At 72.7% G+C, this 26,391-nt stretch carries 23 protein-coding genes and 1 pseudogene; 13 read left to right on the forward strand and 11 right to left on the reverse strand.

From position 1 onward, the window contains the following. Positions 1 to 89: 89 nt before the first annotated feature. Positions 90 to 3,593: an indolepyruvate ferredoxin oxidoreductase family protein gene (locus AB0C35_RS07410; protein ID WP_358451648.1), complete on the reverse strand. Its 3,504-nt coding sequence runs from the start codon at positions 3,591 to 3,593 to the stop codon at positions 90 to 92. A gap of 258 nt (positions 3,594 to 3,851) precedes the next feature. On the opposite strand from AB0C35_RS07410, the pseudogene AB0C35_RS07415 reads away from it, so the two are divergent. Continuing rightward, positions 3,852 to 4,504, forward strand: a pseudogene (locus AB0C35_RS07415) (SAM-dependent methyltransferase). 18 nt (positions 4,505 to 4,522) lie between these two features. Here AB0C35_RS07415 and AB0C35_RS07420 read toward each other — a convergent pair. Both AB0C35_RS07420 and AB0C35_RS07425 read right to left on the reverse strand, forming a co-directional pair. Further along, positions 4,523 to 5,686: a cytochrome P450 gene (locus tag AB0C35_RS07420; RefSeq protein ID WP_358451650.1), complete on the reverse strand. Its 1,164-nt coding sequence runs from the start codon at positions 5,684 to 5,686 to the stop codon at positions 4,523 to 4,525. A 4-nt stretch (positions 5,687 to 5,690) separates the two neighbouring features. Then, the gene (locus tag AB0C35_RS07425; RefSeq protein ID WP_358451652.1) at positions 5,691 to 6,539 is read right to left on the reverse strand and encodes an SDR family oxidoreductase; all 849 of its coding nucleotides are present in this window, start codon (positions 6,537 to 6,539) and stop codon (positions 5,691 to 5,693) included. A 245-nt stretch (positions 6,540 to 6,784) separates the two neighbouring features. On the opposite strand from AB0C35_RS07425, the gene AB0C35_RS07430 reads away from it, so the two are divergent. The 6 genes from AB0C35_RS07430 to AB0C35_RS07455 all read left to right on the forward strand — a co-directional run bounded on the left by AB0C35_RS07430 (position 6,785) and on the right by AB0C35_RS07455 (position 12,888). Further along, complete coding sequence (locus AB0C35_RS07430) at positions 6,785 to 7,384, forward strand: TetR/AcrR family transcriptional regulator (protein ID WP_358451654.1); 600 nt, start codon at positions 6,785 to 6,787, stop codon at positions 7,382 to 7,384. Positions 7,385 to 7,450: 66 nt separating this feature from the next. Next, entirely contained in the window at positions 7,451 to 8,080 is a 630-nt protein-coding gene (locus AB0C35_RS07435; protein ID WP_358451656.1) for a LysE family translocator, read from the forward strand. A 180-nt stretch (positions 8,081 to 8,260) separates the two neighbouring features. Continuing rightward, on the forward strand, positions 8,261 to 9,481 hold the full coding sequence (locus AB0C35_RS07440) for a helix-turn-helix domain-containing protein (protein WP_358451658.1): 1,221 nt from the start codon (positions 8,261 to 8,263) through the stop codon (positions 9,479 to 9,481). A 32-nt stretch (positions 9,482 to 9,513) separates the two neighbouring features. Beyond that, positions 9,514 to 10,122, forward strand: coding sequence for a TetR family transcriptional regulator (locus tag AB0C35_RS07445; protein ID WP_358451660.1), 609 nt, complete (start codon positions 9,514 to 9,516; stop codon positions 10,120 to 10,122). Next, a complete protein-coding gene (locus AB0C35_RS07450; RefSeq protein ID WP_358451662.1) occupies positions 10,122 to 11,462 on the forward strand; it encodes an MFS transporter in 1,341 nt (446 codons plus the stop codon). The genes AB0C35_RS07445 and AB0C35_RS07450 overlap by 1 nt, the downstream gene beginning before the upstream one ends. Further along, entirely contained in the window at positions 11,452 to 12,888 is a 1,437-nt protein-coding gene (locus AB0C35_RS07455) for an aspartate aminotransferase family protein (protein WP_358451664.1), read from the forward strand. The genes AB0C35_RS07450 and AB0C35_RS07455 overlap by 11 nt, the downstream gene beginning before the upstream one ends. A 22-nt stretch (positions 12,889 to 12,910) precedes the next feature. On the opposite strand, the gene AB0C35_RS07460 is transcribed toward AB0C35_RS07455, so the two are convergent. Further along, positions 12,911 to 14,071 (reverse strand): D-alanyl-D-alanine carboxypeptidase, encoded by a 1,161-nt coding sequence (locus AB0C35_RS07460; RefSeq protein WP_358451666.1) that lies wholly within the window; start codon positions 14,069 to 14,071, stop codon positions 12,911 to 12,913. Positions 14,072 to 15,195: 1,124 nt separating this feature from the next. On the opposite strand from AB0C35_RS07460, the gene AB0C35_RS07465 reads away from it, so the two are divergent. The 3 genes from AB0C35_RS07465 to AB0C35_RS07475 all read left to right on the forward strand — a co-directional run bounded on the left by AB0C35_RS07465 (position 15,196) and on the right by AB0C35_RS07475 (position 17,303). Further along, positions 15,196 to 15,777, forward strand: a complete 582-nt coding sequence (locus AB0C35_RS07465; RefSeq protein ID WP_358451668.1) for an RNA polymerase sigma factor — start codon at positions 15,196 to 15,198, stop codon at positions 15,775 to 15,777. A gap of 2 nt (positions 15,778 to 15,779) precedes the next feature. Further along, positions 15,780 to 16,799 carry an LCP family protein gene (locus AB0C35_RS07470; protein ID WP_358451670.1) on the forward strand — a complete coding sequence of 340 codons (1,020 nt, stop codon included), beginning with the start codon at positions 15,780 to 15,782 and terminating at the stop codon, positions 16,797 to 16,799. 84 nt (positions 16,800 to 16,883) lie between these two features. Next, positions 16,884 to 17,303: a CBS domain-containing protein gene (locus tag AB0C35_RS07475; protein ID WP_358451672.1), complete on the forward strand. Its 420-nt coding sequence runs from the start codon at positions 16,884 to 16,886 to the stop codon at positions 17,301 to 17,303. Between the two features lie 88 nt (positions 17,304 to 17,391). Here AB0C35_RS07475 and AB0C35_RS07480 read toward each other — a convergent pair whose 3' ends face one another. Further along, a complete protein-coding gene (locus AB0C35_RS07480; protein ID WP_358451674.1) occupies positions 17,392 to 18,549 on the reverse strand; it encodes an aminotransferase class V-fold PLP-dependent enzyme in 1,158 nt (385 codons plus the stop codon). A 124-nt stretch (positions 18,550 to 18,673) separates the two neighbouring features. On the opposite strand from AB0C35_RS07480, the gene AB0C35_RS07485 reads away from it, so the two are divergent. Together AB0C35_RS07485 and AB0C35_RS07490 are read left to right on the forward strand one after the other, a co-directional pair. Further along, on the forward strand, positions 18,674 to 20,554 hold the full coding sequence (locus tag AB0C35_RS07485) for an ABC transporter ATP-binding protein (protein WP_358451676.1): 1,881 nt from the start codon (positions 18,674 to 18,676) through the stop codon (positions 20,552 to 20,554). Positions 20,555 to 20,589: 35 nt separating this feature from the next. Then, positions 20,590 to 21,108 carry a VOC family protein gene (locus tag AB0C35_RS07490; protein WP_358451678.1) on the forward strand — a complete coding sequence of 173 codons (519 nt, stop codon included), beginning with the start codon at positions 20,590 to 20,592 and terminating at the stop codon, positions 21,106 to 21,108. 24 nt (positions 21,109 to 21,132) lie between these two features. Here the strand turns inward: AB0C35_RS07490 and AB0C35_RS07495 are convergent, their stop codons facing one another. From AB0C35_RS07495 to AB0C35_RS07515, 5 genes are all read right to left on the reverse strand, one after another. Further along, positions 21,133 to 21,567 carry an SRPBCC domain-containing protein gene (locus tag AB0C35_RS07495; protein ID WP_358451680.1) on the reverse strand — a complete coding sequence of 145 codons (435 nt, stop codon included), beginning with the start codon at positions 21,565 to 21,567 and terminating at the stop codon, positions 21,133 to 21,135. A 231-nt stretch (positions 21,568 to 21,798) separates the two neighbouring features. Beyond that, entirely contained in the window at positions 21,799 to 22,605 is an 807-nt protein-coding gene (locus AB0C35_RS07500; RefSeq protein ID WP_358451682.1) for an ABC transporter permease, read from the reverse strand. 94 nt (positions 22,606 to 22,699) lie between these two features. Next, positions 22,700 to 23,662 (reverse strand): ATP-binding cassette domain-containing protein, encoded by a 963-nt coding sequence (locus AB0C35_RS07505; protein ID WP_358451684.1) that lies wholly within the window; start codon positions 23,660 to 23,662, stop codon positions 22,700 to 22,702. Further along, complete coding sequence (locus AB0C35_RS07510; protein WP_358451686.1) at positions 23,659 to 23,982, reverse strand: metalloregulator ArsR/SmtB family transcription factor; 324 nt, start codon at positions 23,980 to 23,982, stop codon at positions 23,659 to 23,661. Before AB0C35_RS07510 ends, AB0C35_RS07505 begins: the two co-directional genes overlap by 4 nt. Before the next feature lie 8 nt (positions 23,983 to 23,990). Next, a complete protein-coding gene (locus AB0C35_RS07515; protein WP_358451688.1) occupies positions 23,991 to 24,350 on the reverse strand; it encodes a VOC family protein in 360 nt (119 codons plus the stop codon). Positions 24,351 to 24,468: 118 nt separating this feature from the next. Here AB0C35_RS07515 and AB0C35_RS07520 point away from each other — a divergent pair, with 118 nt between their 5' ends. Beyond that, positions 24,469 to 25,389 carry an NADP-dependent oxidoreductase gene (locus AB0C35_RS07520; RefSeq protein WP_358451690.1) on the forward strand — a complete coding sequence of 307 codons (921 nt, stop codon included), beginning with the start codon at positions 24,469 to 24,471 and terminating at the stop codon, positions 25,387 to 25,389. A 74-nt stretch (positions 25,390 to 25,463) separates the two neighbouring features. Here AB0C35_RS07520 and AB0C35_RS07525 read toward each other — a convergent pair whose 3' ends face one another. Then, positions 25,464 to 26,213, reverse strand: a complete 750-nt coding sequence (locus AB0C35_RS07525) for an SDR family oxidoreductase (protein WP_358451692.1) — start codon at positions 26,211 to 26,213, stop codon at positions 25,464 to 25,466. Between the last annotated feature and the right edge of the window lie 178 nt (positions 26,214 to 26,391).

Here is a 26,391-nt window from a genome sequence, read left to right on the forward strand (position 1 = left end):
ACGCGCCGTCCGGTGACGGGGTTCGAACACCCGCGTGCGATGGCGCCGGGAGGGCCGCGGCGGCTCTCTCCGGCGCCGTCTCCCGGCGGTCACACGCCGGCCGGGGAGCGCTCGGCGCGCCACGCGGCCAGCAGTTCGCGCAGGCGCTCTTCGTAGCGGGCGACGTTCGCGGTCTTGACGTCCTCGTATCCGCGGATCATGTCGGGCAGCTCCGCGATCCGGACGGCGTCGTCGAGCCGGTCCCCGGCGTCCTCCAGCGCGGCGGTCAGCTCGTCCACGACGGCCAGGTAGCCGGTGATCAGCCGGCGTTCGGCGCGGCGCTGCGCCGCCGGGCCGAACGGGTCGAACGGGGTGCCGCGCAGGCGCCGCATCGCGCGCAGGACGCGGAACGCCGGGCGGGCCGTCCGGCCGAGCGCGATCTTCTTGTCGAGCCCCAGCGCCCGCAGCATCGGCGGATGCAGCATGTACCGGACGGTGGAGCCCGCGCCGAACTGCTCCTCGACGCGCCGGGCGAGGCCGGGGTCGAGGTGCAGGCGGGCCACCTCGTACTCGTCCTTGTACGCCGTCAGCTTGTACAGGTTGCGTGCGACGGCGACCGCGAGCCGCTGCCCGGCCGCGCCCGCCGCGCGCTCGGCCTCGGCGACGCGCAGGACGGTGTCCAGGTAGTGCCTGGCGAGTGCGAGGTTCTGGTACGCGGCCAGGTCCGGGACGCGGATCCGCAGGACGCGGGCCAGCTCGCCGTCCGCGCCCGACCCCTCGACCAGGCGCAACGCGTCCCGCGCGGTCCTGTCCAGCGGCCTGTCCGGCGACGCCGGCGACGCGGCCGGCTCGGCCGCGTCCGCCCAGCCCGGTTCGAGGACGAGGCGGCGCCCCGCGCGGAACGCCTGCACGTTCGCCTCCACCTGCACGCCGTTCAGCGCCAGCGCCTCCTCGATCGCGTCCGCCGACAGCGGCAGCAGCCCCGACTGGTAGGCGGCGCCGACCACGACGAAGTTGGCCGTGGTCGTGCTCCCGAACCAGCGTTCGGCCAGCGCGAGGGCGTCGAACGCGACGAGGCGCCCGGGGTCGGTCCGGCCGGCGATCTGCCGGACGAGCGCGGCGCCGGGCGGCAGCGACGCCGCCGTGTCGGTGATCATCCGGCCGGTCGGGACCTCGCTGGTCGACACGATCGCGGCGGTGCGGCCCGGCGCGCAGCGGCGCAGGTTCGTCTCGGACGTCCCCGCCAGCGCGTCGAACACGAGGTAGGCGTCGGCGCCGCCCGCGCCGACCATGCCCGGACGGTCCCGGGCGGCGTCCCCGATCCGCAGGTGCGACACGACCGCGCCGGCCTTCTGGCTCAGCCCGGTCTGGTCGAGCGCGCGGGCGTGGCGTCCGTCGATCAGCGCGGCGGTGGCGAGGACCTGGTTGACGGTCACGACTCCCGTGCCGCCGATGCCGACGAGCAGGACGTCCGCCGAGACGGGCCGTCCGGCGGGCTCGTCCAGCGCGCCGATCTCCGGCAGCGACGGCCCGGCCGCCTTCTGCTCGCCCGGGATCACCGTGACGAACGAGGGGCAGTCGCCGTCCACGCACGAGTAGTCCTTGTTGCAGGACGTCTGGTTGATCTGCGTCTTGCGGCCGAACTCCGTCTCGACGGGCTCCACGCTCAGGCAGTTCGACTTCACGCCGCAGTCGCCGCAGCCCTCGCAGACCGCCTCGTTGATCAGCACCCGCTTCGCCGGGTCCGGAACGAGCCCGCGCTTGCGTTTGCGCCGCGTCTCCGCCGCGCACGCCTGGTCGTACAGCAGCACGGTCACGCCGGGCACTTCGCGCAGTTCGCGCTGGACGGCGTCGAGGTCGTCGCGGTGCCGGACGCGGACGCCGGGCGCCCAGTCCGTCCCGCGCGGGTAGCGGGACGGGTCGTCCGCCACCACGGCGATCTTCGCGACGCCCTCGGCGTGCAGCATCCGGGTGATCGCGGCGGGGTCGGAGCCGCCGTCGGCGTCCTGCCCGCCCGTCATCGCGACGGCCGCGTTGTAGAGAAGCTTGAAGGTGATGTTCGTCCCGGCGGCTACGGCCTGCCGGACGGCGAGGCTCCCCGAGTGGAAGAACGTCCCGTCGCCGAGGTTCTGGAACATGTGGGCGGTGTCGGTGAACGGCGCCGCCCCGACCCACATCGCGCCCTCGCCGCCCATCTGGGTCGTGCCGATGCTGCGGTCGGTGAACACGGTCATGACGTGGCAGCCGATGCCGCTCGCCGCGATCGACCCGTCCGGGACGACCGTCGACCGGTTGTGCGGGCAGCCCGAGCAGAAGAACGGGGTGCGGGCGGGCGCGAGCAGGTCGATCCGGGGCTTGCGGGGGCGCAGCACCGGGTCGCGCAGGTCCAGGTGCTCCTCGCCGACGCGGTCGGCGAGGAGCCGGGCCAGGGTCTTGGTGATGCGGTCTGCGTCCAGGCCCCCGTCGGGCGGGACGAGACCGGTGCCGTCCGGCCCGTTCTTGCCGTACACCCGGGGGCGGTCCGCCTCGTCGTACAGGAGGTCGCGGATCTGCGTCTCGATGAACGCGCGCTTCTCCTCGACCACGACGATCTCGCGGAGCCCGCGTGCGAACTCCCGCAGCCGGCCGCCGTCCAGCGGATGGATCAGGGCGAGCCGCAGCAGCCGCACGCCCCGCCGGGCGAGGGCGTCGTCGTCCAGGCCGAGCCGGTCGAGCGCCTCGCGCAACTCCAGGTAGGTGCGCCCGGCGGCGACGAGCCCGATGACGGCGTCGCCGGCGGCGCCCTCGATCTGGTCGAGGCCGTTCGCGGCGGCGTATGCTGTCGCGGCCTGCAGCCGGCCCTGCAGGACCTCGGTCTCCAGGGACGTCGTGTCCTTCAGGTCGACGCCGGGCCTGCGCGTCGGCTTCCACGGGCGTCCCCGCCACGCGAACTCCGGCAGCACCGGATCGGGCACCGGGGCGGCGTCCACGACCTCGTGCGAGTCCGCGACGTCGGTGACGACCTTGAATCCGGTCCAGGCGCCGCTGAACCGCGACATCTCGAAACCGTGCCGGCCCAGCCGCAGCACGTCCCCGACCGACGCCGGGACCAGCACCGGCATGAACGCCTCCGCGAGCGCGCCCTCCGTCGCCGACGGCAGCGTGGACGACTTGGCGGACGGGTCGTCGCCCACCACCGCCAGCACCCCGCCGCGCTCGGACGTGCCGAGCCAGTTCGCGTGCTTGAACGCGTCCAGCGAACGGTCGACGCCGGGCGCCTTTCCGTACCAGAGGCCGAAGACGCCCTGGTGGCGCGGCCCCGGCAGGTGCTCCACGAGCTGGGACCCGTAGACCGCCGTCGCGGCCAGTTCCTCGTTCACGCCGGGCACGAACCGGATGTCGCGGCCCTCCAGCAGCTTCGCGTCCCGCATGAGCTGCTGGTCGAGGCCGCCGAGCGGCGACCCCCGGTACCCGGAGACGAACCCGGCCGTCGTCCAGCCGCGCCGCGCGTCCGCGCGCCGCTGGTCGAGCAGCAGGCGGACGAGCGCGTGGACCCCGCCGATCGCGATCCGTCCGCGCTCCAGTTCGAGCCGGTCACGGAGCGGGGACCGCCGTGCCCGTGTGCGTCCGGTCATGGTCTGGCCCCTCTCGCAGCGGTGTTCACCGATCAGGCTCATTGAGCCGTCACCCATGAGCGCGGTGCAAGATGATGGGACGGCAATTGAGCAGATTGCTCAAGCCAGGACTGGGTTACCTCTCGGAGCTGAGCGTTTTGCCGCACCGCGACCGGCCGCCTGTGGTCGGCCCCGGTCGTCCCCGAACCCGGGCGGCGGGGAACTGGGCGGTCTAGCGTGAGATCGGCTTCCGCCAACGCCGTCCTGGGAAGGGAAACCGTGACCAGCAGTGACAGTGCCGCCACTCCCGGCCGCCCGTCGAGCGAGATCGATACGACCGTTCCGCATTCCGCGCGGATCTGGAACTACTGGCTGGGCGGCAAGGACAACTATCCGATCGACCAGGCGATCGGCGACCAGGTCCGTGAGACCTACCCCGACATCGTCTTCGCCGCGCAGGCGTCCCGGCACTATCTGGCGCGTGCCGTTCGCCACCTGGCCGGTGAAGCGGGCATCCGCCAGTTCCTCGACGTCGGCACCGGTCTGCCGACCGCCGACAACACCCATGAGATCGCCCAGCAGACGGCCCCGGAGTGCCGGATCGCGTACGTCGACAACGACCCCCTTGTTCTGCTCCACGCCAACGCGTTGCTCACCAGCAGCCCGGAAGGGGTCTGCGACTACGTGGAGGCCGATCTGCGGGACCCGGACGCCATCCTCAGCGCCGCGGCGCGCACGCTGGACTTCACCGAGCCGGTCGCGCTGATCCTGAACGGGATCATGGGACATGTCGCCGACACGGGCGAGGCGTACACCATCGTCTGGAACTGGTCGAACCCGGTGTCGTGCCGTTCACCACGTGGCGTCCCGACCCCGACCCGTTCGGCCCCCGGGACATCGACGGGTACGCCGGGGTAGGGCGCAAGCCGTGAATCCGCGGTCCCGGGGCCTCAGCGGGGCGTGAGGGTCACGGGGAACTCCGTGACGCCCCGCACGAAGGCGTTGCGGAGGATGCGGGGGCCTTCGGCGTCGGCCCATTCGGCGGTGTCCACGCGGGCGATGAACTCCTCGAAGAAGATCTGGAGTTCGAGGCGGGCCAGGGACGCGCCGAGGCAGAAATGGGGTCCGAGGCCGAAGGCTATGTGGTCGCCGGGCCGGCGGGTCACGTCGAAGGCGGCGGGGTCGTCGAACACCGCCTCGTCGCGGTTGGCGGAGCCGTACATGAGGAGGATCTGGCCGCCGGCGGGGATCGGGACGCCGGCGATCTCGGTGTCGGCGGCGGCGACGCGGCACATGTTGAGGATGGGCGTCGTCCAGCGGACGAACTCCTCGACGGCGTCCGGGATGAGCGACGGGTCCTCGCGCAGCCTCCGCCATTCGGCGGGGTGCTCGATGAGGGCGTTGAGCGTGGTCGCGATGACCGTCCGGGTCGTCTCCGCGCCGCCGACGAGCAGCAGCAGCGCCTCGTGGGCGAGGTGGTCGTCGTCGTAGGCGGGCTGGCCGGGGCCGGCGTTCGACCAGATGGACAGCAGGTCGTCGGTGGGGCAGGCGCGGCGGTCCTTGGCCATTTCGAGGACGGCGAGGGCGTACTCGCCGGCGGCGATCGTGGCGTCGTCGGTGATGTAGCGGCGGCCGCCGCCCGCGAAGACGGCCGTCTCCGACCAGTGGACCAGCTGGGGCCAGGACTCCTCGGGGAAGCCGAGGAGCCAGCCGATGACGCGGGCGGGCAGCGGCGCGGCCAGCGCCGGGACGGCGTCGACCGTGCCCGCGTCCAGTGCGGTGGTGATGCAGTCGACGGCGGTCGCGCGGATCCGGTCGGCGTACCGGGACACGCCGCGCGGGGTGAACCGCTGGTAGACCATGCGGCGGCGGTGCGCGTGCTCCGGGTCGTCCTGCCCGATCATGGACGGGTCGGCCGGGAGCTGCGGCCGGTAGCCGCCGGAGTTCGTCCACATCTTGGGGTTGCGTTCCACGGCGAACACGTCGGCGTGCCGGGAGACGCCCCACAGCTCGTTGTCCGCGTCGTGGTAGACGGGGGCCTCGGCGCGCAGCCGGGCGTAGACGGTCCAGGGGTCGGTGGCGTACATCTCGCCGTCGAGAAGGTCGATGTCCATGGGCTCACTCCTCGGGGATGACTCCGCGCAGCGCGTCCGCGCCGAACAGGGGCTCGAAGACGGCTCGGTAGTCGGGGCCGCGCCGCAGGTGGTGGCCGCCGTCCACGTTGATGATCTGGCCGGTGATCCAGGACGATTCGGGCCCGCAGAGGAAACGGGCGGCCGCGGCGATGTCGTCGGGCTCGCCGACGCGGGAGATCGGCATGCAGGCCAGGTAGTCGTCCAGGACGGGGCCCGGGTCGGTGACCCCGGCGACGAGTTCGGTGCGGACGAGGCCGGGCCGGATGCCGTTCACGCGGACGCCGGCGCCGCCGAGTTCGTCCGCGGCGAGCTGGACGAGGTGGTCGACGGCCGCCTTCGACGCCCCGTACGCGCCGAACCAGCGGTGCGTGCTGGACGCGGCGATCGAGGAGATCGCGACGAAGGAGCCGCCGCCGGTCCGGGCCATCAGCCGGGTCGCGTGCTTGAGGGTGAGCATCGTCCCGGTCGCGTTGAGTTCGAAGGTCGCCCGCCAGGCGTCGGCGTCGAGGGCGGGGATGGGGCCGACCGAGGTGGTGCCGCCCGCGCAGGCGACGACGGCGCGGAGCGGGGCGTTCGCGTTGGCGGCGCGGACCGCGGCCTCGACCTGCTCCTCGGAGGTGACGTCGGCGACGACGTGGCGGGCCCCGATCGCCGCGGCGGCGTCCTTCAGGCGGGCCTCGGTGCGGCCGCAGATCGTGACGTCGGCGCCGTCGGCGGCGAGGCGCCGGGCGCAGGCCAGGCCGATGCCGCTGCCGCCGCCGGTGACGAGCGCCGCGGTGCCCGCGAGCGCTGGGCCTGTCGGGGGAACGCCGGTCGGGGGGGAGTGCGACATCCACGGCTCCTCGGCACGAATCGGATGAGCCTTGAATCTAGACCAAGGTCTCAACCAAGCAAACGATAGGTCTATCGTGAACCGGCGGCCAGGGGTCGGCAAGGGTGAAGATTCCGGCCGGGGCGAAGTGCCCGGCAAGGGTGGAAGACCCCTGGTGTACGTCTTCGAGGCGAATGTACGGGAGAATGGGGAATGGCCACGGCACAGCGGGGGACGCGGAAAGGCAGGACGTTTTGAGCGGCGACATGCGGTTCACCGTCACCCGGACGCTGAGCAAAGACCAGCAGGCGCGGCGGGAACGGCTGATCGACTCGGCGCGCGGGCTCGCGCTCGAGGGCGGTTACGCGGCCGTCACCATGCACGACGTCGCGGACCGCGCCGGGGTCGCCCGCGCGACCGTCTACCGGTACTTCGCCACCAAGGACCACCTGCTCACCGAGGTCGCGGCGGCCTGGGCGCACCGGGTCATCGACGACGTCGACGCGCTCGCGGTCGGCGACACCCCGCTGGAGCGGCTCACCGCGATGCTGGAGCGCATCGTGTACGTCGCGGCGGAGGAACCGACGCTGACCTCGGCCATCATCCAGGCGGTGACCTCGGACGACTCCAGCGTCGACGATCCCCGTACCGTCCTGTTCCTGTTCCTGCGGGACCGGCTCTCGACCGCGATCGGCGATCCGGTGCCCGAGCGCGACGACGTCGAGATCGTCCTCGGCAACATCCTGCTCGCGGCGCTGATCAGCCTGGCGTCGCTGCGCCAGCCGGCCGAGGAGGTCGCCACGATGGTCCGCACGGCCGGCCGGCTGGTGCTGGCCGGTGCGCTCGCCGCGGCCGCCGCCCCCTGATGGTCCACTTTCCGCGGGCCTGATTGGACCTGTTGCATGGACCACCGCGCTCCCTAACGTGCTCCTGTGACGAATCCGCTGCTGTTCCTGCTGGCCGCGCTGACGCTGGTCGCCATCCCCGGCCCCAACCACCTGTACATCACCACGCGCAGCATCGGCGAGGGACGCCGGGCCGGCATCGCGTCCGCGCTCGGCGTCGAGACCGGCACGCTCGTCCACATCGCCGCCGCGGCGGCCGGGCTGTCGGCCGTCGTCGCCGCGTCCGCGACCGCGTTTGGCTTCCTGCGCTACGCGGGCGCCGCCTACCTCGTCTACCTCGCCTACCGGACGCTGCGCAGCCGCGACGACATGGGTGAGCCGGTGCTCGAACCGCGGCCGCTGCGCCGCGTCTACCTCGACGGCATGCTCGTGAACGTCCTCAACCCGAAGGTCGTGCTGTTCTTCCTGGCGTTCCTGCCCCAGTTCGTCGACCAGGGCGCGGGCGCGGACCCGCTGCAGATTGCGGTGATGGGCGTCGTGACCGCGCTGATCGGGCTGGTCAGCGACATCGGGTACGCCCTCGCCGCCGGTTCCATCGGGACGTGGCTGCGCACCCGGCCCGTCTTCCGGCGGCGGCAGCGGTACGCGACGGGCCTGGTCTACCTCGGCCTCGGAGCCGTCGCCGTGTTCGCCGCGCCCGGCGCCCGCCGCGCCTGACCCTCCCGCCGCGACCGGCGTTTGCGCCGCTCGGCGTCCCCGCGGGGCGCGCGGACGGATTGTCAACCAGGTGACAAGCGTCCGGACGCATTGCTTACACGGGGGTGCAGCCCCGCCCGATCCGTCATCGGTAGCTTCCGGAGTGCCCCGCACACCGAGGGGGCGGGGGAGGTGCCGGCGGTGACCACGACGCTCGGGGAGCGCTCGCCACTGAAGCCCTGGGCCGGCGTTCCGAGTGAACTGTCCGACATATTCCGGCCCCATCTGGACGGCCTCGCCGAGGAGATGATCGAGGAGATCCTCACCGGGATCCCCGAGTACTCCCGCCCGCAGGACGAGGAGTACGCGCGGCTCGTGCGCCTCGCCGTCGAGGGCGCGCTGCGCCAGTTCGTCGACCTCATCATGGACCCCGAGAGCTCCTGGGAGCCGGTCGCCGCCGTCTACCGGGAGATCGGCTGGGCCGAGGCCCGCGAAGGCCGCAACCTCGACATCCTGCAGACGTCCCTGCGGCTCGGCGCCCGCGTCGCCTGGCGCCGGCTCGCCGCCGAGTCGGAGCACTACAACATCTCCCGCCGCACGCTCGCCAGCATCGCCGAAGCCATCTTCGCGTTCCTGGACGAGATCGCCCGCGCCGCCACCGACGGCTACACCAAGGCGCGCGAGCAGGAGGCCGGCGAGCTGGAGCACCGCCGCCGCCGGCTGCTGGACCTGCTGCTCGCCGAGCCGCCCGCCGCCGCGCAGGCCATCGCCGACCTGGCGCGCCTCGCGCAGTGGCGCGTCCCCCGGACGGTCGCCGCGGTCGTCCTGTACGAGCGCAGGCAGCAGCCGTTCTCGCACCCGTCGCTGCCGCCCGACGTGCTCACCGACCTCAACCGCCGCGAGCCGTGCCTGATCGTCCCCGACCCGGAGGGGCCGGGACGCGGCCGGCTGCTGGATCCGGCGCTGCGCGACTGGATCGCCGCGATGGGCCCCACCGTCCGCGTCGAGGACGCGGCCAAGTCCCTGCGCTGGGCCCGCGAGGCGCTGCCGCTCGCGCGCCGGGGCGTCCTGCCGACCGACCGGCTGATCCGCTGCGCCGACCACATGCCGGCGCTCGTCATGTTCCAGGACGAGGAACTGGTGCGGACCGTCGCCGAGCTGCGGCTCGCGCCGCTGAAGGCGGTCCGGCCGCGGCATCGCGAGCGGCTGATGCGCACGCTGCTGGCCTGCCTGCAGAACGGGTTCAACGCCACGGAGGTCGCGCACCGCCTGCACGTCCACCCGCAGACCGTCCGGTACCGGCTGCACCAGCTGGAGGATCTGTTCGGCGGCCGGCTGGACGCGCCGGAGACGCGGCTGGAGATGGAGATGGCGCTGACCGTATGGCTCACCGCACCCGAAACGTCTCCATCAAGCGATTGACCGGGAGCCGGACCGCCGCCTAGCCTGACCTTATGACCAGCAGCGACGCCGCCCCGGAGCGCATCCTCGACGCGGCCACCCGGCTGTTCGCCGCGCTCGGCTACGACGGCACCTCCACCCGCATGATCGCCGAGGCGGCCGGACTCAACGTCGCCACCGTCGCCTACCACGTCGGCGGGAAACGAGACCTGTACCTCGCCGTCATGGAACGTGCCCACGAGGTCGAACGCGCGGTGCTGGAGGACGCGGTAGCGCAGATCGGCACCGAGCCGGAAGAACTCCTGGAAGTCGTCGACCGCTACATCGACTTCTGCGTGGAGCACCCGGAGGTCCCCGCGCTGTGGATGCACCGCTGGCTGTCGGACGCCGCCGACGTCGCACACCTTGAGGTGCAGTTCGTCAGGCCGCTGCTCGACATGGTGGCCAGTGCCGCCCGCAAGGTCGTGCCCGACAACGTCGACGTCGAGTACGTCGTGTGGACGGTCGTCTGGTGCACCCACGGGTTCGGGTCCGGCGGCACCATGGACGCCGACGGGCTCCGCCACGGCCTGGAGGATCCCCGCGAAGTGGCGCGGTTCCGCGCCCACCTCCGCCGCCTCGTCTCCAACGCGATCGGGCTCCCCAGCGGCCGGAACGCCTGATGGCCGCCGCGCTGCCCCGGCGCCGCCTCCTCGGTTACGGCATCGGCTCGGTCGGCACCGGCGTCTTCTCCGCCGTCCCAGGCCTGCTGCTCCTGTACTACCTGACCGACGTTCTCGGCGTGTCCGCCGCGCTCGCCGGAGTCGTCCTCGTGGTGCCCAAGGCGTGGGACGTCCTGCTCAACCCGATCGTCGGCGCCGCCAGCGACCGCGAGGCCGTCCGGACCGGCCGCCGCACCCGCCTGCTGCTGCTCGGCGCGGTGACGCTGCCGCTGCTGTTCGCCGCGATGTTCGCCGTGCCCGTCGAATCCCCCGGGTTCGCCGCCGCGTGGGCCGGGATCATGTTCCTGCTGGCCGCGAGCGCCTTCGCCTGCTTCCAGGTGCCCTATGTGGCGCTGCCCGCCGAGATCTCCGCGGAGCCGTCCGAGCGGGGCCGCGCGATGGCCTGGCGCGTCGTCTGCCTCACGCTCGGCATCCTGGTCGCCGGCGGCCTCGCCCCGGCCCTCGCGGACGCGGGCGGAGGCGGCCGCGCCGGGTACGCGCTGATGGGCGCCGTGGTCGGGCTCGCCATGGGCGCCGCGATGATCGCGAGCACACTGGCGAACCGCTGGATCCCGTCCCGCCCCGGACCCCGCCCGCTGGGACTGGTCGCCGCGCTGCGCACCGCCCGCGGGAACCGCCCGTTCTTCATGCTGCTCGGCGCCTACGTCACCAGCACCCTCGCCGTCGCGATCATGCTGGCCGGCGCGCCGTACGTGGCGACCTACCGGCTGGACGACTACGGGCTCACGTCCGCGATGTTCGTCTGCATGGTCGGCCCCAGCGCGTTCGCCGTCCCGCTGTGGCACCGGCTGTCGCGCAGGTACGGGGAGGTCGCCTGCTACCTGGCGGGGCTCGTGCTGTTCGCGGCGGCGGCCGCCGCGCTGTACCCGGTGATCACCACGGTGGCCGGCGTCCTCGCGCTCAGCGCCCTGATCGGCGTCTGCTACGCGGCCGTCCAGCTGCTCCCGCTCGCGCTGCTCCCCGAAACCGTCCACGCCGACACGGGACGGACCGGGCACGCGCAGTCCGGCGCCTTCACCGGCCTGTGGACGGCCGCCGAAACCGGCGCGCTGGCCCTCGGGCCCGGCATCTTCGCGCTGATCCTCGCCGTCTCGTCGTTCCACTCGTCCGACTTCGACACGCCCGTCATCCAGCCCGGCTCGGCGCTGACCGGCCTGACCGCCGGCTTCACGCTCGTCCCGGCCGTGCTCCTGCTGCTGAGCATCCCCCTGCTGCTGGCGTACCGCCGGCTGGCCGCCGCCCACCGAAGCATTGAGGAACCGCAACGCCATGCCGTCTGACCACCTGCCCGAGCACGGCCGCCCGGCCGGGGAACTGCTCACCGAACTCGCCCGGCTGCGGGACGCCGACCTGCCCGTGCGCGGCGGCCAGGTCACCGCCTACGTCTACGACACCGGACGCGAGGCCGTGCACGACCTCGCCGCCACCGCCTACCTGGAGATGCTGGAGGTCAACTGCCTCGACCCCACCGCGTTCCCCAGCATCGTCGCCCTCGAACGCCAGATCGTCGCCGTCGTCGCGGACAAGCTCGGCGGCGGCTCCGGCGTCTTCACCAGCGGCGGCACCGAATCGATCATGCTGGCGGTCAAGGCGGCGCGCGACGCCCGCCAGGTCGACGGGAAACCCCAGATCGTGCTCCCCACGACCGGGCATCCCGCGTTCCACAAGGCCGCGCACTACCTGGGCATGGAGGTCGTGCACGTCCCGGTCGACGCGTCGTTCCGCGCCGACCCCGCCGCGACCGCCGCCGCCCTCACCCCGCGGACCGTCCTCGTCGTCGCCTCGGCCCCCTCGTACCCGCACGGCGTCATGGACCCGATCCCGGAGATCGCGTCGATCGCCGCGTCCGCCGGCGTCCCCTGCCACGTGGACGCGTGCGTCGGCGGCTGGGTCCTGCCCTGGCTGCGGGACGGGGGACGCGACGTCCCGCCGTTCGACCTTTCCGTGCCCGGCGTGACGTCCCTCTCCTGCGACCTGCACAAATACGGCTACTCCCCGAAGGGCGCCTCCGTCGTCCTGTTCGCGGACGAGTCGCTCCGCCGCCGCGCCTACTTCGCCGCCGCCGAATGGCCCGGCTACACCGTCATCAACGCGACCGTCCAGAGCAGCAAGAGCGCCGGACCGCTCGGCGCCGCATGGGCGACCCTCAACGCCGTCGGCGCACAGGGTTACCGGGACCTCGCGGAGAACGCGATGAAGGCGGCCGAGCGCCTCATCGCCGGCGTCGCCGAGATCCCGGGCCTGCGCGTCCTCGGCGAACCCGTCGCGCCGCTCGTCGCCGTCGCGTCCGGCGACCCCGACCTCGACGTTTTCGTCATCGCCGACGAGGCCCGGTCGCGCGGCTGGTTCTTCCAGCCCCAGCTGTCCTACCAGGGCATCCCGCCGAACCTGCACTTCACGCTGACCGGCGTCAGCGACATCGAACCGCTGCTGGCGGCCCTCGCCGACTCCACGAAGGCCGCCCGCGCCGCCGGGCCGCCCGACGTCCCGTCCGGCCTGGTCGGCGCCCTCGCCGGCCTCGACCTCGACAGCCTCGACGACGCCGGCTTCGCCGGGCTCCTCGCGTCCGTCGGCGTGGACCTGGCGGGCGGCGGCACCCAAATGGCCCAACCCGAGATGGCCGTGGTCAACGCCATCCTGGACGCACTGCCGCCCGCCACCCGCGAGGCCCTGCTGATCCGCTTCCTGTCCGCCCTCTACGCCTGACGCCCCACCCCCGCCACGGGGGTCAGCCGAGGCGGATCAGCCGCTCGACGATGGACGGCTCCTCCAGCTCCCGCATCAGCTCCAGCGGAACCTTCGCCGCGCCCGCCGTCAGGATGCCGACCCGCTCACTGGAATACGCCTGATGCGGGGGCTCCCCCTCGACGCCGACCGGCACGGTCAGCCCCGGCCACCCGACGACGATCACGGGGGACGCGACGCGCAGCGGCGTCAAGCCGCCGAGCCCGTCGTCGACCCGCGCGACCCTCGCGCCCTTCGCTGCGATGGTCGCCGTGACCAGCGCGTTCTCGGCCGCGATGACGAGCTGCTGCGCCGCGTCGACGGCGCCCGCCGCCGACGGGGACTCCTGCCCCATCACCGCGCCCACGATCACGGTGCTCACGCCCTCGACGTCCTTGCGCGCCGCGAACACGAAGTTCCCGCCCGCCGCGTCCGTGTACCCCGTCTTCCCGCCGATGACGCCGTACTGGCCCAGCAGGTAGTTCCCGCCCTGCCGCTCCGCGCCGCCGTCGTCCGGCACGTACGCCGGCTTGCTCACGATCTCCGCGAAGGCCGGGATCTTCATCGCCGCCCGCAGCAGCTTCACCTGGTCCGCGGCCGTGCTCACCGTCCCGGAGTCGTAGCCGCTCGGATCGGTGTAGCGGGTGGCGGTCATCCCCAGCGACTGCGCGGCCGCGTTCATCTTCGCCGCGAACGCCTGGTCGCTCCCCGCGTCCCACCGCGCCAGCTCGTGCGCCACGTCGTTCGCCGAGATGATCAGCAGGGCCTCCAGGGCCTTGCGCTGCGTCAGCCTCTGGTTCGCGGTCACGCCGAGGATCGACTCCCCGCGCTGCTTGCGCATCGGGATCTGCGCCGCCGCCTGCGGCGACACCGTCATCACCGGTCCTGGTTCACCCGCCCTCAGCGGATGCTCACGCAGATACACGTACGCCGTCATCACCTTCGCGACGCTCGCGGTGGGCGTCGGCGCCGACCCTCCCGACGAGCCCATCGTCCCGAGCCCCTCCACGTGGACGACCGACTGCCCCGACGACGGCCACGGCAGCGCCGGGGCCTGCCCCGGGAACGCGTGACTGGACGTGATGGCCAGATCGATGGTCGGGTCGGGGACCGGCCGCACCAGCTGCCCCGCGACGACCCCGACGACCAGCACCAGCACGGCCACGAGGACGACGAGCCCGCGCCGCCCCCGTTTGTCCTCCGTCTCGTCGGCCGCGGCGGGCGCCGGAGGCGGAGCCGGGGGAGCGGGAGGGGCCGTCCCGTCCCAGGGCACAGTCCATTGGCCCGAAGACCTGACAACCGAGGTTTGCCGCTGCGGCAGCCCAGCCTGCAACGGCCCAGCCTGCGGAGGCGCGGCCTGCGAGGGTGACGCCTGTGGGGGCGCGGCTTGCGGAGGCGTGGCCTGTGGGGGTGACGCCTGGGGCGGCGGCGCCTGGGGCGGTGCGGCCTGCGGGGATGAGGCCTGGGGTGAGGCCTGTGGGGGTGCGGACTGCTGTGGTGCGGACTGCTGTGGTGCGGACTGCTGTGGTGCGGATCGCTGTGGTGCGGCCTGTTGGGGTGAGGCCTGTGTTGGTGACGCCTGTGATTGTGACGCCTGCGGTGGTGCGGGTTGGGAGGAGAGGTCCGGTAGACGCTCAACCCGTGTAGGTCCGGTCCCACCGGACTTTGGCGCGTCCTTCTGGGGCGGGGTCTCGGTGGGGGAGGCGGCTTCTGGTGATTCGTCCTTGGCGGGCGGGACGTTGGCCGCGGTGTCCTTAGCGGAGTCGGGCTCGGCGGTTTCGGGTTCGACCGCGTCGGGCTCGGCGGTGTCGGTGTCGGGCTCGGAGGTTTCCTCGGCGGGGGCGTCCTCGACGGGCTTCGGGACCTTCACGTACCAGGGGCCCGTCGGGGCAGAGGCGGGTCCCTCGGACGCGTCGCCCTTCGGCTTGGCCGGGCGGCGGATGGGGATGTCCGGTCTGGTCAGGGAGACCTTCGCGGGGATGCGGAACTCCGCGGTGGCGGTACGCGCGGGCTCGCGCTCGTCCTTGGAGCCGGACGTCACCGGTTCCTGCTTGGCGTCGTCCACTGCCCGCCCCTTCTCGACTGGTAACCCCCCGACAGACGGAGCGGTCTCCCCGGCAAACCCCGTGCATATTGAAGGATGCGCAGTTTAGCGAGAAGGTTCGCGTGAATTCGCAATGGCGGCGCAGGTGTCGCGCCGGACGTGAACCCGGATGGGCCCTCGCGGAGATACATCGGTGACAACGTCCCCGCACGGGAAGGCCCGGTGCGCATGCCATGGTGTCTGCGATGACCGTACCTCCGACGGCCCAGGAGTGCGACGCCGATCTCATCGAGTGTTCGCTGGCCGATCCTGAGGCGTTCGCCGCGCTGTTCGACCGCTACTCCGCGATGCTCTTCCGGTACGTCTCGCGCAGACTCGGCCCGGAGGCGGCGGAGGACGTCGTGGGCGAGACCTTCCTGGCCGCGTTCAGCAAGCGGCACCGCTACGACCTGGCGCAACCGGACGCGCGGCCGTGGCTGTTCGGCATCGCCACGAAGCTGGTCGCACGGCACCACCGGACGGAGGCCGTCCGCTACCGGGCGCTGCGCAGGAGCCCGGTCGACGGGCCGGTGGAGGGACCGGCCGACCGGGTGGCCGCCGGGGTGACGGCGTCGGCGTCGCGTCCGGCGCTGGCGGAGGCGCTGGCCGGGCTCCCGAGGCGGGACCTGGACGTTCTGCTGCTGGTCGCGTGGGGCGACCTGTCCTACGAGGAGGTGGCGCGGGCGCTCGGCATCCCCGTCGGCACCGTCCGCTCCCGCCTGAACCGGGCCCGGCGCAAGGTGCGCGCGGCCCTCGGCGGCACCGACCCGACGCGCGAGGAGGCGTGACCGTGGACGATTTCGAACTGCTCCGCGACCTCGGCCGGGGCCTGGAGCATGAGCCGACGGCCTCGTTCGCCCGGCAGCGCGGGCGGCTGCTGGACGCCGCGCGGGCCCCCGGACGCCGGAGCCCGCGCCGGTGGACGCTGTTCTGCGCGGTGGCGGCGGCGGTGACGGCCGCGGCGATCCTCGTCCCGGCGACGCTGCTCCACGGCGGGGACGCGCGGCCGGTGGCGACGGACACGACCGCGCCCGCGGCGGCCGGGGCCCTCAACGTGCTGGTCATCGGCTCGGATTCGCGGCGCGGCGGCGACCTCGCGCGTTCGGACACCCTGATGCTGGCGCATGTGCCGGCCGACCGGAAGCACGTGCGCGTGGTGAGCATCCCCCGCGACTCGCTGGTGACGATTCCGAAGTGCGAGACCGCGCACGGGAAGGTCCTCCCGGAGCACGTCGGGATGATCAACTCGGCGTTCGCGTCGGGCGGCGCGTCCTGCACGCTGAAGACGGTGGAGTCGCTGACCCGGGTCCGGATCGACAAGACCGTGGTGATCGACTTCGCCGGGTTCACGAAGATGGTGGACGCGCTCGGCGGCGTCGAGATGACGCTGCCGAAACCGGTCAGCGACCCGAAGGCCGGGCTGGACCTGCCCGCCGGGACGCAGTCGCTGGACGGGACCCAGGCCCTCGCCTACGTCCGGTCCCGATACGGCCTCGGGGACGGCTCGGACCTGAACCGGATCGGGCGCCAGCAGAAGTTCATGGCCGCGTTGGTGCGGGAGGCCGAGAAGGAGCAGCGGACGAATCCCGTGCGGTTCGCCAGGTTCCTCGCCGCAGCGGCCGGTTCGGTCAGGACCGAGCCCCGGCTGGACATCGGCACACTGGAGGCGCTCGCCAGCAGTTTCGCGAAGACCGGCCCGGGCGACGTGGAGTTCAGCACCGTTCCCGTCCATCCGGCGCCCGCGGACCCGAACCGCCTCGCGTGGGACCGTGCGGCCGCCGAGCGGCTGTTCGCGCCGTTCCGGGAGTGAGCGATGAGTGACCTCGCCCCTGCCGGGTAGGGCCGAGTCATCCCGGGCCCCCAGCGATGACCCACGAGGCTCAAGGAGTGAGCGATGGCAACGAAGATCCGCGAAATCATGACCGGTTCGCCGACGTCGGTGTCTCCGGAACTCGACATCGTCACCGTGGCCCGGGCGATGCGCGACGAGGACATCGGTGCCGTCCTGGTCGCGGAAGGCGACGAGTTGCTGGGGCTCGTCACCGACCGCGACCTGGTGATCCGCGGGCTCGCCGCCGGCGGCGACCCGACGCGGGTGAACATCGGCGGCATCGCGAGCAGCGCGACCGCGACCGTCGGGCCGGACGACTCGCTGGACAAGGCCGCGCAGGTCATGCGGGAGCGGGCGGTGCGGCGGCTCCCGGTCCTCGAGGACGGCCGGCCGGTCGGCATCGTGTCGATCGGCGACCTGGCGATGGAGAGGGACGAGGTGTCGGCGCTCGCCGACATCAGCGCCGCCCGCCCGAACACCTGACACGTGCGTACGCGCGGGGCCCGAGCCAGGGCGCGTCCGGCGGCTCCCGCCGGTCTCCATCCCCGGCCGCCGGACGCGTCCGCCCCGCTCAGGGAAGGGCGGACAAAAGCAGATCCAGTTCTTCTTCGGTGTTGTAGTAGTGCACGGAGGCCCGCACGGCCGCCGGGACGGTGTCCGGGTCGTATCCGTGTGCGCGGGGGTTCGCGACGCTGACGTTGACGCCGCGGTCCCTCGCGGCCGCTTTGATGGCGGCAGGGTCGTGGCCGTCCACGGTGAACGTGACGATGCCGGACGGCCGCTCGCCCTTGTCGAGGACCGTCGTCGCAGGACGGGCGGCCAGCTTCCGGCGCAGCACGGCCGCGAGCCCGGTCACGTGCTCCTCGATCTCCGCGATCCCCAGATCGGCCGCGTAGTCGGCGGCGACGCCCAGCCCGATCTGCCCGGCGACGTACCGTTCCCATGTTTCGAAACGCCGCGCGTCCTGCCGCGTCTCGAAGCCGTCGGGGGCCTTCCACACGGCTGCGTGCAGGTCGAGGAACGGCGGTTCGAGCGTCGGGACGATCTGCCGCCGCACGTACAGGAACCCGGTCCCTCGCGGGCCGCGCAGGAACTTGCGGCCGGTCGCCGACAGCATGTCGCAGCCGATCTCGCCGACGTCCAGGGCGAGCTGGCCGACCGACTGGCACGCGTCCAGGAGGTACAGGACGCCGTGCTCGCGGCACAGCCGCCCGACGTCGGCGGCGGGGTTGACGAGCCCGTTGTGCGTGGGGATGTGGTTGAGCGACACCAGCCGGACGCTGCCCTTGGCGAGTTCGGCCTCCAGGGCGTCCAGTGACAGGGTCCCGTCGGCATTGTCCGGGACGACTTCCACGCTCACGCCTTTGGCCGCCGCCACCTGCTGGTAGGCGATCGTGTTGCTGGAGTACTCGCTCGTCGTCGTGAGGATGCGGTCGCCCACGGCGAAGGGGATCGCGTAGAACGCCATGTCCCAGGCCCGGGTGGCGTTCTCCGCGTAGGCGATCTCGTCCGCGCGCGCGCCGATCAGCCTTGCCACCGCGTCGTAGAAGCGTTCGACGGCCGGTGCGTTCAGTTCCGCCGCCTCGTACCCGCCGATCGTGTTCTCCAGCGCGAAGTGCTCTGCCACCGCGTCGATCACGGGACGCGGTGGCAGCGCGGCGCCGGCGTTGTTGAGGTGAGCCACTCTCACGCAGCCGGGGGTGTCGGTCCGGAGCTTGCCGATGTCCACGTGCCGCCCTTCCCTCGAAAATGTCGTACCCCCGCGCGACCCTGGTCACGGGTGGCGACTTGACCTCAACCTTTGTTGAGGTCGCATGCTTGCTCTTCCAGGCTAACGATCAACGGGGTTCGTCATGGACATGGAAGTCACTGCGTGGATGTCGTTGCACCACGCGATGAACGCGCGGGACAGCAGGCCCTTCTCGAAGGCGACGCTGCGCCGCATCGGCCGGTTCGCGCGCCCCCACAGACGAAGACTGGCAGTGTTCCTCCTGCTCAGCGTGGTGATGGCCGTCCTCGCCGTCGCGACACCCGTGCTGGCCGGGCAGGTCGTCAACGCGATCGTCGACCACTCCGCGACGTCCACCGTCGTCAATCTCGCGATCCTGATCGCCTTCCTCGCGCTCGCCGAGGGCGGTCTCGGGCTCGCCAACCGGTGGCTGTCGGCCCGCATCGGCGAAGGGCTGATCCTCGACCTGCGGACCGCGGTCTTCGACCACGTCCAGCGCATGCCGGTCGCGTTCTTCACCCGGACCCGCACCGGCGCCCTGGTCAGCCGCCTCAACAATGACGTGATCGGGGCGCAGCGGGCCTTCAGCGACACCCTCTCCGGCGTCGTCAGCAACCTGGTGACGGTCCTGCTGACCTTCGCCGTGATGGTCCGCATCTCATGGCAGATCACGCTGCTCGCGCTGGTCCTGCTGCCCGTCTTCGTCCTCCCGGCCCGGCGCATGGGCACCCGCCTGGCGCGTCTCGAACGCGAGGCCGCCGCGCACGACGCCGCGATGAGCACGCAGATGACCGAGCGCTTCTCCGCGCCCGGCGCGACGCTGGTGAAGCTGTTCGGCCGCCCGGCCCGCGAGTCCGCCGAGTTCGCCGCCCGCGCCCGCCGCGTCCGCGACATCGGCGTCCGCACCGCGATGGTCCAGCACGTCTTCATCACGGCCCTCACCATGGTGTCCGCGCTGGCCCTCGCGCTCGTCTACGGGCTCGGCGGCTACTTCTCCCTGCGCGGCAGCCTCGACGCAGGCGCGGTCGTCGCCCTGGCCCTCCTGCTGACCCGCCTCTACGCGCCGCTGACCGCCCTCGCCAGCGCCCGCGTCGAGGTGATGAGCGCGCTCGTCAGCTTCGAGCGCGTCTTCGAGGTCCTCGACCTGGAACCGCTCGTCGCCGAGAAGGCCGAGCCCGGCGCCGTCCCGGACGGCCCCGTCGCCGTCGAGTTCGACGGCGTCCGCTTCGCCTACCCGTCCGCCGACAAGGTGTCGCTGGCCTCCCTCGAAGAGGTCGCCACCCTCGACACCCGCGGCGGCGTCGACGTCCTGCACGACGTGTCGTTCCGCGCCGAACCCGGCCAGACGGTCGCGTTGGTCGGCTCGTCCGGCGCCGGGAAGTCGACGATCGCGCAGCTCCTCCCGCGCCTCTACGACGTCGACTCCGGCGCGGTCCGCCTCGGCGGCGTCGACGTCCGCGACCTCTCCTTCCAGGCCATCCGCGACACGCTCGGCATGGTCACGCAGGACGGGCACCTGTTCCACGAGTCCATCCGCGAGAACCTCCTCCTCGCCCGCCCCGAGGCCGCCGAGGACGACCTGTGGGACGTGCTGCGCCGCGCCCGCCTCGAAACCCTCATCAAGGGCCTCCCGGACGGGCTCGACACCATCGTCGGCGAACGCGGCTACCGCCTGTCCGGCGGCGAACGCCAGCGCCTCACCATCGCCCGCCTCCTCCTGGCCCGGCAGCGCGTCGTCATCCTGGACGAGGCCACCGCCCACCTCGACTCGACCTCCGAGGCCGCCGTCCAGGAGGCCTTGGCCGAGGCCCTCGACGGCCGCACCGCCGTCGTCATCGCCCACCGCCTCAGCACCGTCCGGGCAGCCGACCTGATCCTCGTCGTGGAGGAGGGCCGCATCGTCGAACGCGGAACCCACGAGGAACTGCTGGCCGCCGGCGGCCGCTACGCCGACCTGTACCACACCCAGTTCAGCGACCAGCCGCCCCTGGAACCCGTCGCCTGACCCGCCGCGACCGGTTCGGGGGCTTATCCGGGGGCATGACCGTCCCGGCGGAACGAGCAGGCGACGGGCACGTGCTGTCCAGGAGGGACGCGACCATGGTGAACCGGGACGAGCTGCCGGCACCGGAGCAAGGGCTGGTGGTGACGCATTTCCTGACCGTGCGGGACGTGGCCCGGTCCCGCATGTTCTACGCGGACGTGTTCGGCGGTGAGGTGGTCCTGGAGGAGAATCCCGCCATCGTGAAGGTCGCCAACACGTGGATCATCATGAATCCCGGTGGCGGTCCCACCCCCGACAAACCGGACGTCACCCTGTCGCCGCCCGAACCCGGCGACCCGGTTTCGGCGTTCATGAACGTTCGCGTGGCCGACATCGCCGCGTTCTATGAGGCGGCTACCGCGCGGGGCGCCCGGTTCCTGACCGAGCCGATCGACCGCAAGGCCGAGCTGCGCTGCTATCTGCGCGACCCGGACGGCCACCTCATCGAGGTCGGCCAGGCCACGGGCATGCTGGAAGGCGTCTTCGCCGACCCGCCTGCCGCCGGCCCGCCCTGAGCCGCCCCTTCGCCGGGGCGGTGGTCAGTCGAGTCCGGCGAGGGTGGCCAGGAGGGAGCGGATGACGTGGGAGCGCCAGCCGCTGCCCATGCCGCGGAACGCGAAGGCGTGCACGGGGTCGTCCAGGTCGAAACCGGCGTGCTCGATGAACAGCCGGGTGCCGCGCCCCTCGGGGACGAGCCGCCAGGTCACCGTCGTGTCGAGTCCGCCGCCGCCCCAGCTGATGCGCAGCAGCCGCTCCTCGTCGATGTCGAGGACCCGGCAGGCGATCGTCCCGTCGAAGCCGATGTTCGGGATCGGCCTCGTCGCGAACGTGAAGCGGTGCCCGGCCAAGGGCTTGAAGTCGTTCGGCATCAGCCAGCGGGCCAGCAGATCCGGCTCCGTGAGCGCCCGCCACACCTTGGCGGGCGGATGCGGCAGAAACTCGTCCACCTCGATCGACGCGCGCTCATCACTCATGCCGCCCCCGTTCTCTTCCGTGAAGCATCGCCGGCCGTGTCAAGTGCCGCCGTGGCGGCCGTCGCCACACCAAGGTCGCCGCACCGAGGTCGCCGCACCGAGGTCGCCGCACCGAGGTCGCGCCGTACCAAGGTCGCCGCACCAAGGTCGCCGCGCCTGTTGTCGCCGCGCCTGTTGTCGTCGTGTCGGTTGTCGTCGTGTCGGTTGTCGTCGTGTCGGTCGTTGTCGTGTTCATGTGCGGTTGAAGCGGGTCACGGCGATGGTGGCCGAGACGGTGATGATCGCGGCCGTCCATGCCAGGGCCCGTGCCACGTAGTGGCCGCTGCCGTGCCCGAGCAGGGCCTCGGCGGCGTCGCCCTGGGTGAGGGTCCGGACGGCGTCCATCATGACGGTCACCGGCTGGTTCTCGGCGAAGCCCCGCAGCCAGCCGGGCATCGTGTCCACCGGCACGTAGGCGCTGGACACGAAGCTCAGCGGCAACGCCAGGAAACCGGCGCCCTGTGCGGCCTGCGGGTTCGCGGTGAGCAGCCCCACGGCCACGAACATCCAGACGAAGGCGAAGCCGAACAGCACGCACAGGCCGAACCCGGCGAGCGCGGAACCCCAGCCCGCGTGGACCCGGAACCCCACGGCGAAGGCCAGCGCGGCGCTCACCGCGAGGATCAGCGTGACGCGGACGGTGTCGGACACCACCTGCCCGGCGATGACGGCGAGGCGCGGCATCGGCAGCGACTTCAGCCGGTCGAGGTACCCGGAGGCGAGATCGTCGGCGACCGCGACCGCCGCGCTCATCCCCGCGAACAGGCCGCTCACCGTCAGCAGCCCGGGGATCATGTAGTCGACGTAGCTCACGCCGGCCCGGCCGGTGCCGATCGCGCCGCCGAACACGTAGCGGAAGATGAGGAGGAACGCGACGCTCTGGACGAGCCCCATCATGATGATCTGCGGTGTCCGGAGCGTCCGGTGAATCCCCCGCCGGGCGACCACCCAGCTCGCCGCCCCCAGAGAGGCGCCGCCCGGGACCCGCATCACCGTCATGCCGGCCTCCTCAGGGCCGCCGCGCGACCGCCGGCCGGCGGACACGCGTTGGTGGACGTCCGGCCGACGGGACAGGGCCGTGCCGCGGCGGTGGTCATGCCACGCTCCTCTGGGTCGGTGTGCCGGTCAGGGCCAGGAAGACCTCGTCCAGGGTGGGGCGGCGCAGGGCGATGTCCTCGACGGCGACGGACTGGCCGGCCAAGGCGCGGACGGCCTGCATGAGGTCTTCGGGGCCGTGCTCGGCGGTCATGGTCACCAGCCGGGACGACGGGTCGGTGTGGACGGTGCCGAGCCCTTCCAGCGCACGGGCTGCGGCCTCCGTCGCGGACCCTGCACCGGAGGGGTGGTCACGGACGTGGATCTCGATCAGGTCGCCCCCGGTCCGGGACTTCAGCTCCCGGGGCGTGCCTTCGGCGACGACCCGTCCGCGGTCGATGATCACGACCCGGTCCGCGAGGTGGTCGGCCTCGTCCAGGTACTGGGTGGTCAGCAGCACATCGGTGCCGCCGGCGGCCAGCTCGCCGATGGCGTCCCACAGCTCCCTGCGGCTGCGCGGGTCGAGGCCCGTCGTGGGCTCGTCCAGCAGAAGCAGGCGGGGTGCGCCGACCAGGCTCGCCCCCAGGTCCAGGCGGCGGCGCAGTCCGCCGGAGTAGGTGCGCACGAGCCGGTCGCCCACCTCGCCCAGCGACAGCCGTTCGAGGACCGCCGCCGCGCCCGCCCGCGCGGCCCGGCGGCTCCGCCCGAACAGCCGGGCGATCATCTCCAGGTTCTCCCGGCCGGTCATCGCCGCCTCCACGGCCGCGTACTGGCCGGCCAGCCCGATGATCCGCCGGACCCGGTCCGGGTCGCGGACGGCGTCCACGCCGTCCACCCGCAGGGTCCCGCCGTCTGGCCGGACGAGGGTCGCGACGGACCGGACGAACGTGGTCTTGCCGGCGCCGTTCGGGCCGAGCAGCGCCACCACCCGGCCCGGCTCGGCGACCAGGTCCAGCCCGGCCAGCGCCGTCACGCCGCCGAATCGCTTGACCAGCCCGGCGGCCTCGATGACCGGTGTCACAGCCCGTCCTCCTCGTCCAGCAGTTCGCGCAGGTCGGAGAGCCTCTCCCGCCAGAACCGCTCGTACGGGCCGAGCCACTCCGACAGCTCCCGCAGCGGGCCCGCCTCCAGCCGGTAGATGCGCTGCCGGCCGCTGCGCCGCTCGCTGACCAGCCCGGCGTCCCGCAGGACCTTCAGGTGCTCGGAGACGCTGGGGCGGCTCATCGCGAAATGGGACGCCAGGTCGTTCACCGGCTGCGGCCCGTCCAGCAGCAGCGCCGTCAGCTCCCGCCGGACGGGGCTCGCCAGCGCCGCGAAGACGTCCACCTCGACGCTCGCCACCTCGGCCCTCAGCCCTCGGCCAGGACGATGCCGTTGCCGTCGGGGTCGGTGAAGGCGGCCTGGCGCCCCCACGGCAGGTCCTGCGGCCCGTCGACGTCCACCCCGGCGCGCCGCAGCCGTTCGCAGTCGGCGTCCAGGTCGGACGTCTCCAGCATCAGCCCGTGGACGCTTCCCGGCGTCATGCCGGGCATGTGGTCCGCCAGGACGACGTTCGTCTCCGCGCCCTTGGGAGCGAGCTGAAGCCAGCGGATCGGGCCCATGGACTGGTCCGCCACCACCTCGAACCCGAGTGTGTCCGCGTAGAAGGCCTTGGCGGCGTCCTGGTCGGAGACCGGCACGGTCAGCATCCGCACATGTGTGATGTTCATGAGCACGACAATACGTAGGATGTTCCCTACGTGTCAAACGTAGGAGATTGCCTACTCGTTTGGCTCCGGCCTCGCCCGGACCGGGTTTAGCCGGTGGGTGCGGTGGCAGGCTGAGGGCATGCGTGCCGCCACCTATGACGCCTTCGCCGCCGACAACTCGCGTCTGAAGGTCGGTGACGTCCCCGAACCCAAGGTCGGCCCCGGCCAGGTGCTGATCGAGGTGCGCGCCGCCGGGGTCAACCCGGTGGACTGGAAGATCATGGCCGGCGGCCTGGACGGGATGATGGACGCGGTGTTCCCCGTCATCCCGGGCTGGGACGTCGCCGGGATCGTGCGGGGGCTCGGCCCCGACACGCCGGAGTTCGCGCCGGGCGACGAGGTCATGTCCTACGCCCGTAAAGACGTCGTCGGCGCGGGGACGTTCGCCGAGTACGTCACCGTGTCCGCGGACGACGTGGCGCGCAAGCCCGCCGCGCTCAACTGGAACGAGGCCGGTGGCCTGCCGCTGGCGGGGATGACCGCGCAGCGCGCCCTAGACCGCCTGGAGACCGGCCCCGACGACGTGCTGCTCGTCCACGCGGCGTCCGGCGGTGTGGGGAGCTTCGCCGTCCAGATCGGACGCGACCGGGGCGCCCGGGTCATCGGCACGGCGTCCGAAGCGAACCACGACTACCTGCGGGAACTCGGCGCCGAACCGGTGACGTACGGGGAGGGGCTGGCGGACCGCGTCGGGGAACTGGCGCCGGGCGGCGTGTCCGCCGTCGCCGACTTCGCCGGCGGCCAGCTCGACACCACGCTGTCGGTGCTGCGGCCGGGGGGCCGCCACGTCTCCGTCGCCGAGAGCGAGGTGGAGAAGCACGGCGGGCACTGGATCTGGGTCCGTCCGGACGGCGCCGCCCTCGCCCGGCTGGCCGCCCTCGCCGACCGCGGGGCGCTCGCGGTCGAGGTCGCCGGCACGTTCCCCCTGGACCGGGTGGGCGACGCCTTCGACGCCAGCCGCAGCGCCCACACGCGCGGCAAACTCATCATCACGCCCTGAGGAGCGCCAGACCCCTGACCGGCCTGAACCTTGATGGACACCGCACTAGTGCCCCTCGGTCGATCGGGGGCCGGTCAGTCGACCACGGCCCCGGCGGAGATGTTCACCTGGGTCGAGGTCAGGGTGGCGGCGTGGTCCGACACCAGGAACGCGGCGACGCGGCCGACGTCGGTGAGGGTCGCGGCGCGCTTGAGGAGGGTGGCGTCCACCATCTGCTGCTTGACCGGGGCGATCTCCGGCACGTCGGGCATGGATTCGGGGATGCCGCCGGTCCGCATCGACAGCACCCGGACCGAGTGCGGCCCCAGCTCGCACGCCCACTGGCGGCGCATCGCCTCGACCATGTCGGCGCCGATCTGCACCGTGCCGATGCCGGCCATGCGGTTGCCGGCGTCGGAGCCGCCGAAGTGCAGGATCACGCCGGAGCCCTGCTTGACCATGTGGCGGGCGGCGGCCTGCGTGGTCAGCAGGAACGACCGGGCCACCTTCTCCATGGACCGCGTGAAGTCCCCGACCGGCATCTCGATCATGGGGACGAACACGGCGTCCTGGGCGATGACGTTGACCGAGATGTCGACGCTGCCGGCGGTCTCCGCGACGGAGTCGACCCAGCCGTTCACGGCGGCCTCGTCCAGGGCGTCGACGCGGGCCGTCTCGGCGAGGCCGCCCGCGCCGCGGATGTCGTCGGCGACGGCGTCGAGCGTTGCGGGCGTCCGGCCGGCGAGGAACACCCGCGCGCCCTCGGCCGCGAAGGCCCGTGCCATGGCGCCGCCGATCGCCCCGCCGCCGCCGTAGATGACCGCGGTCTTGTTCTCGAGAAGCATCTCGTTCTCCATTCCGGCCCGTTCGGGCCTCTGGACCTGTGCGAGGTGGACTCGACGCTAGGCGCGGGGTCACGCGGCCCGCATCGGTCGGCGAACCGGCGTTGCACCGTGCAGGTCAGCGCGGAAATGCGGGCCCGGAGAACGGCTCCGGCCGAGGGGAGCCGGCGGGCACGGCGGC

Source organism: Spirillospora sp. NPDC048819 (genome assembly GCF_040650055.1).
In the GTDB taxonomy this organism is placed as follows: Bacteria; Actinomycetota; Actinomycetes; order Streptosporangiales; family Streptosporangiaceae; genus Spirillospora.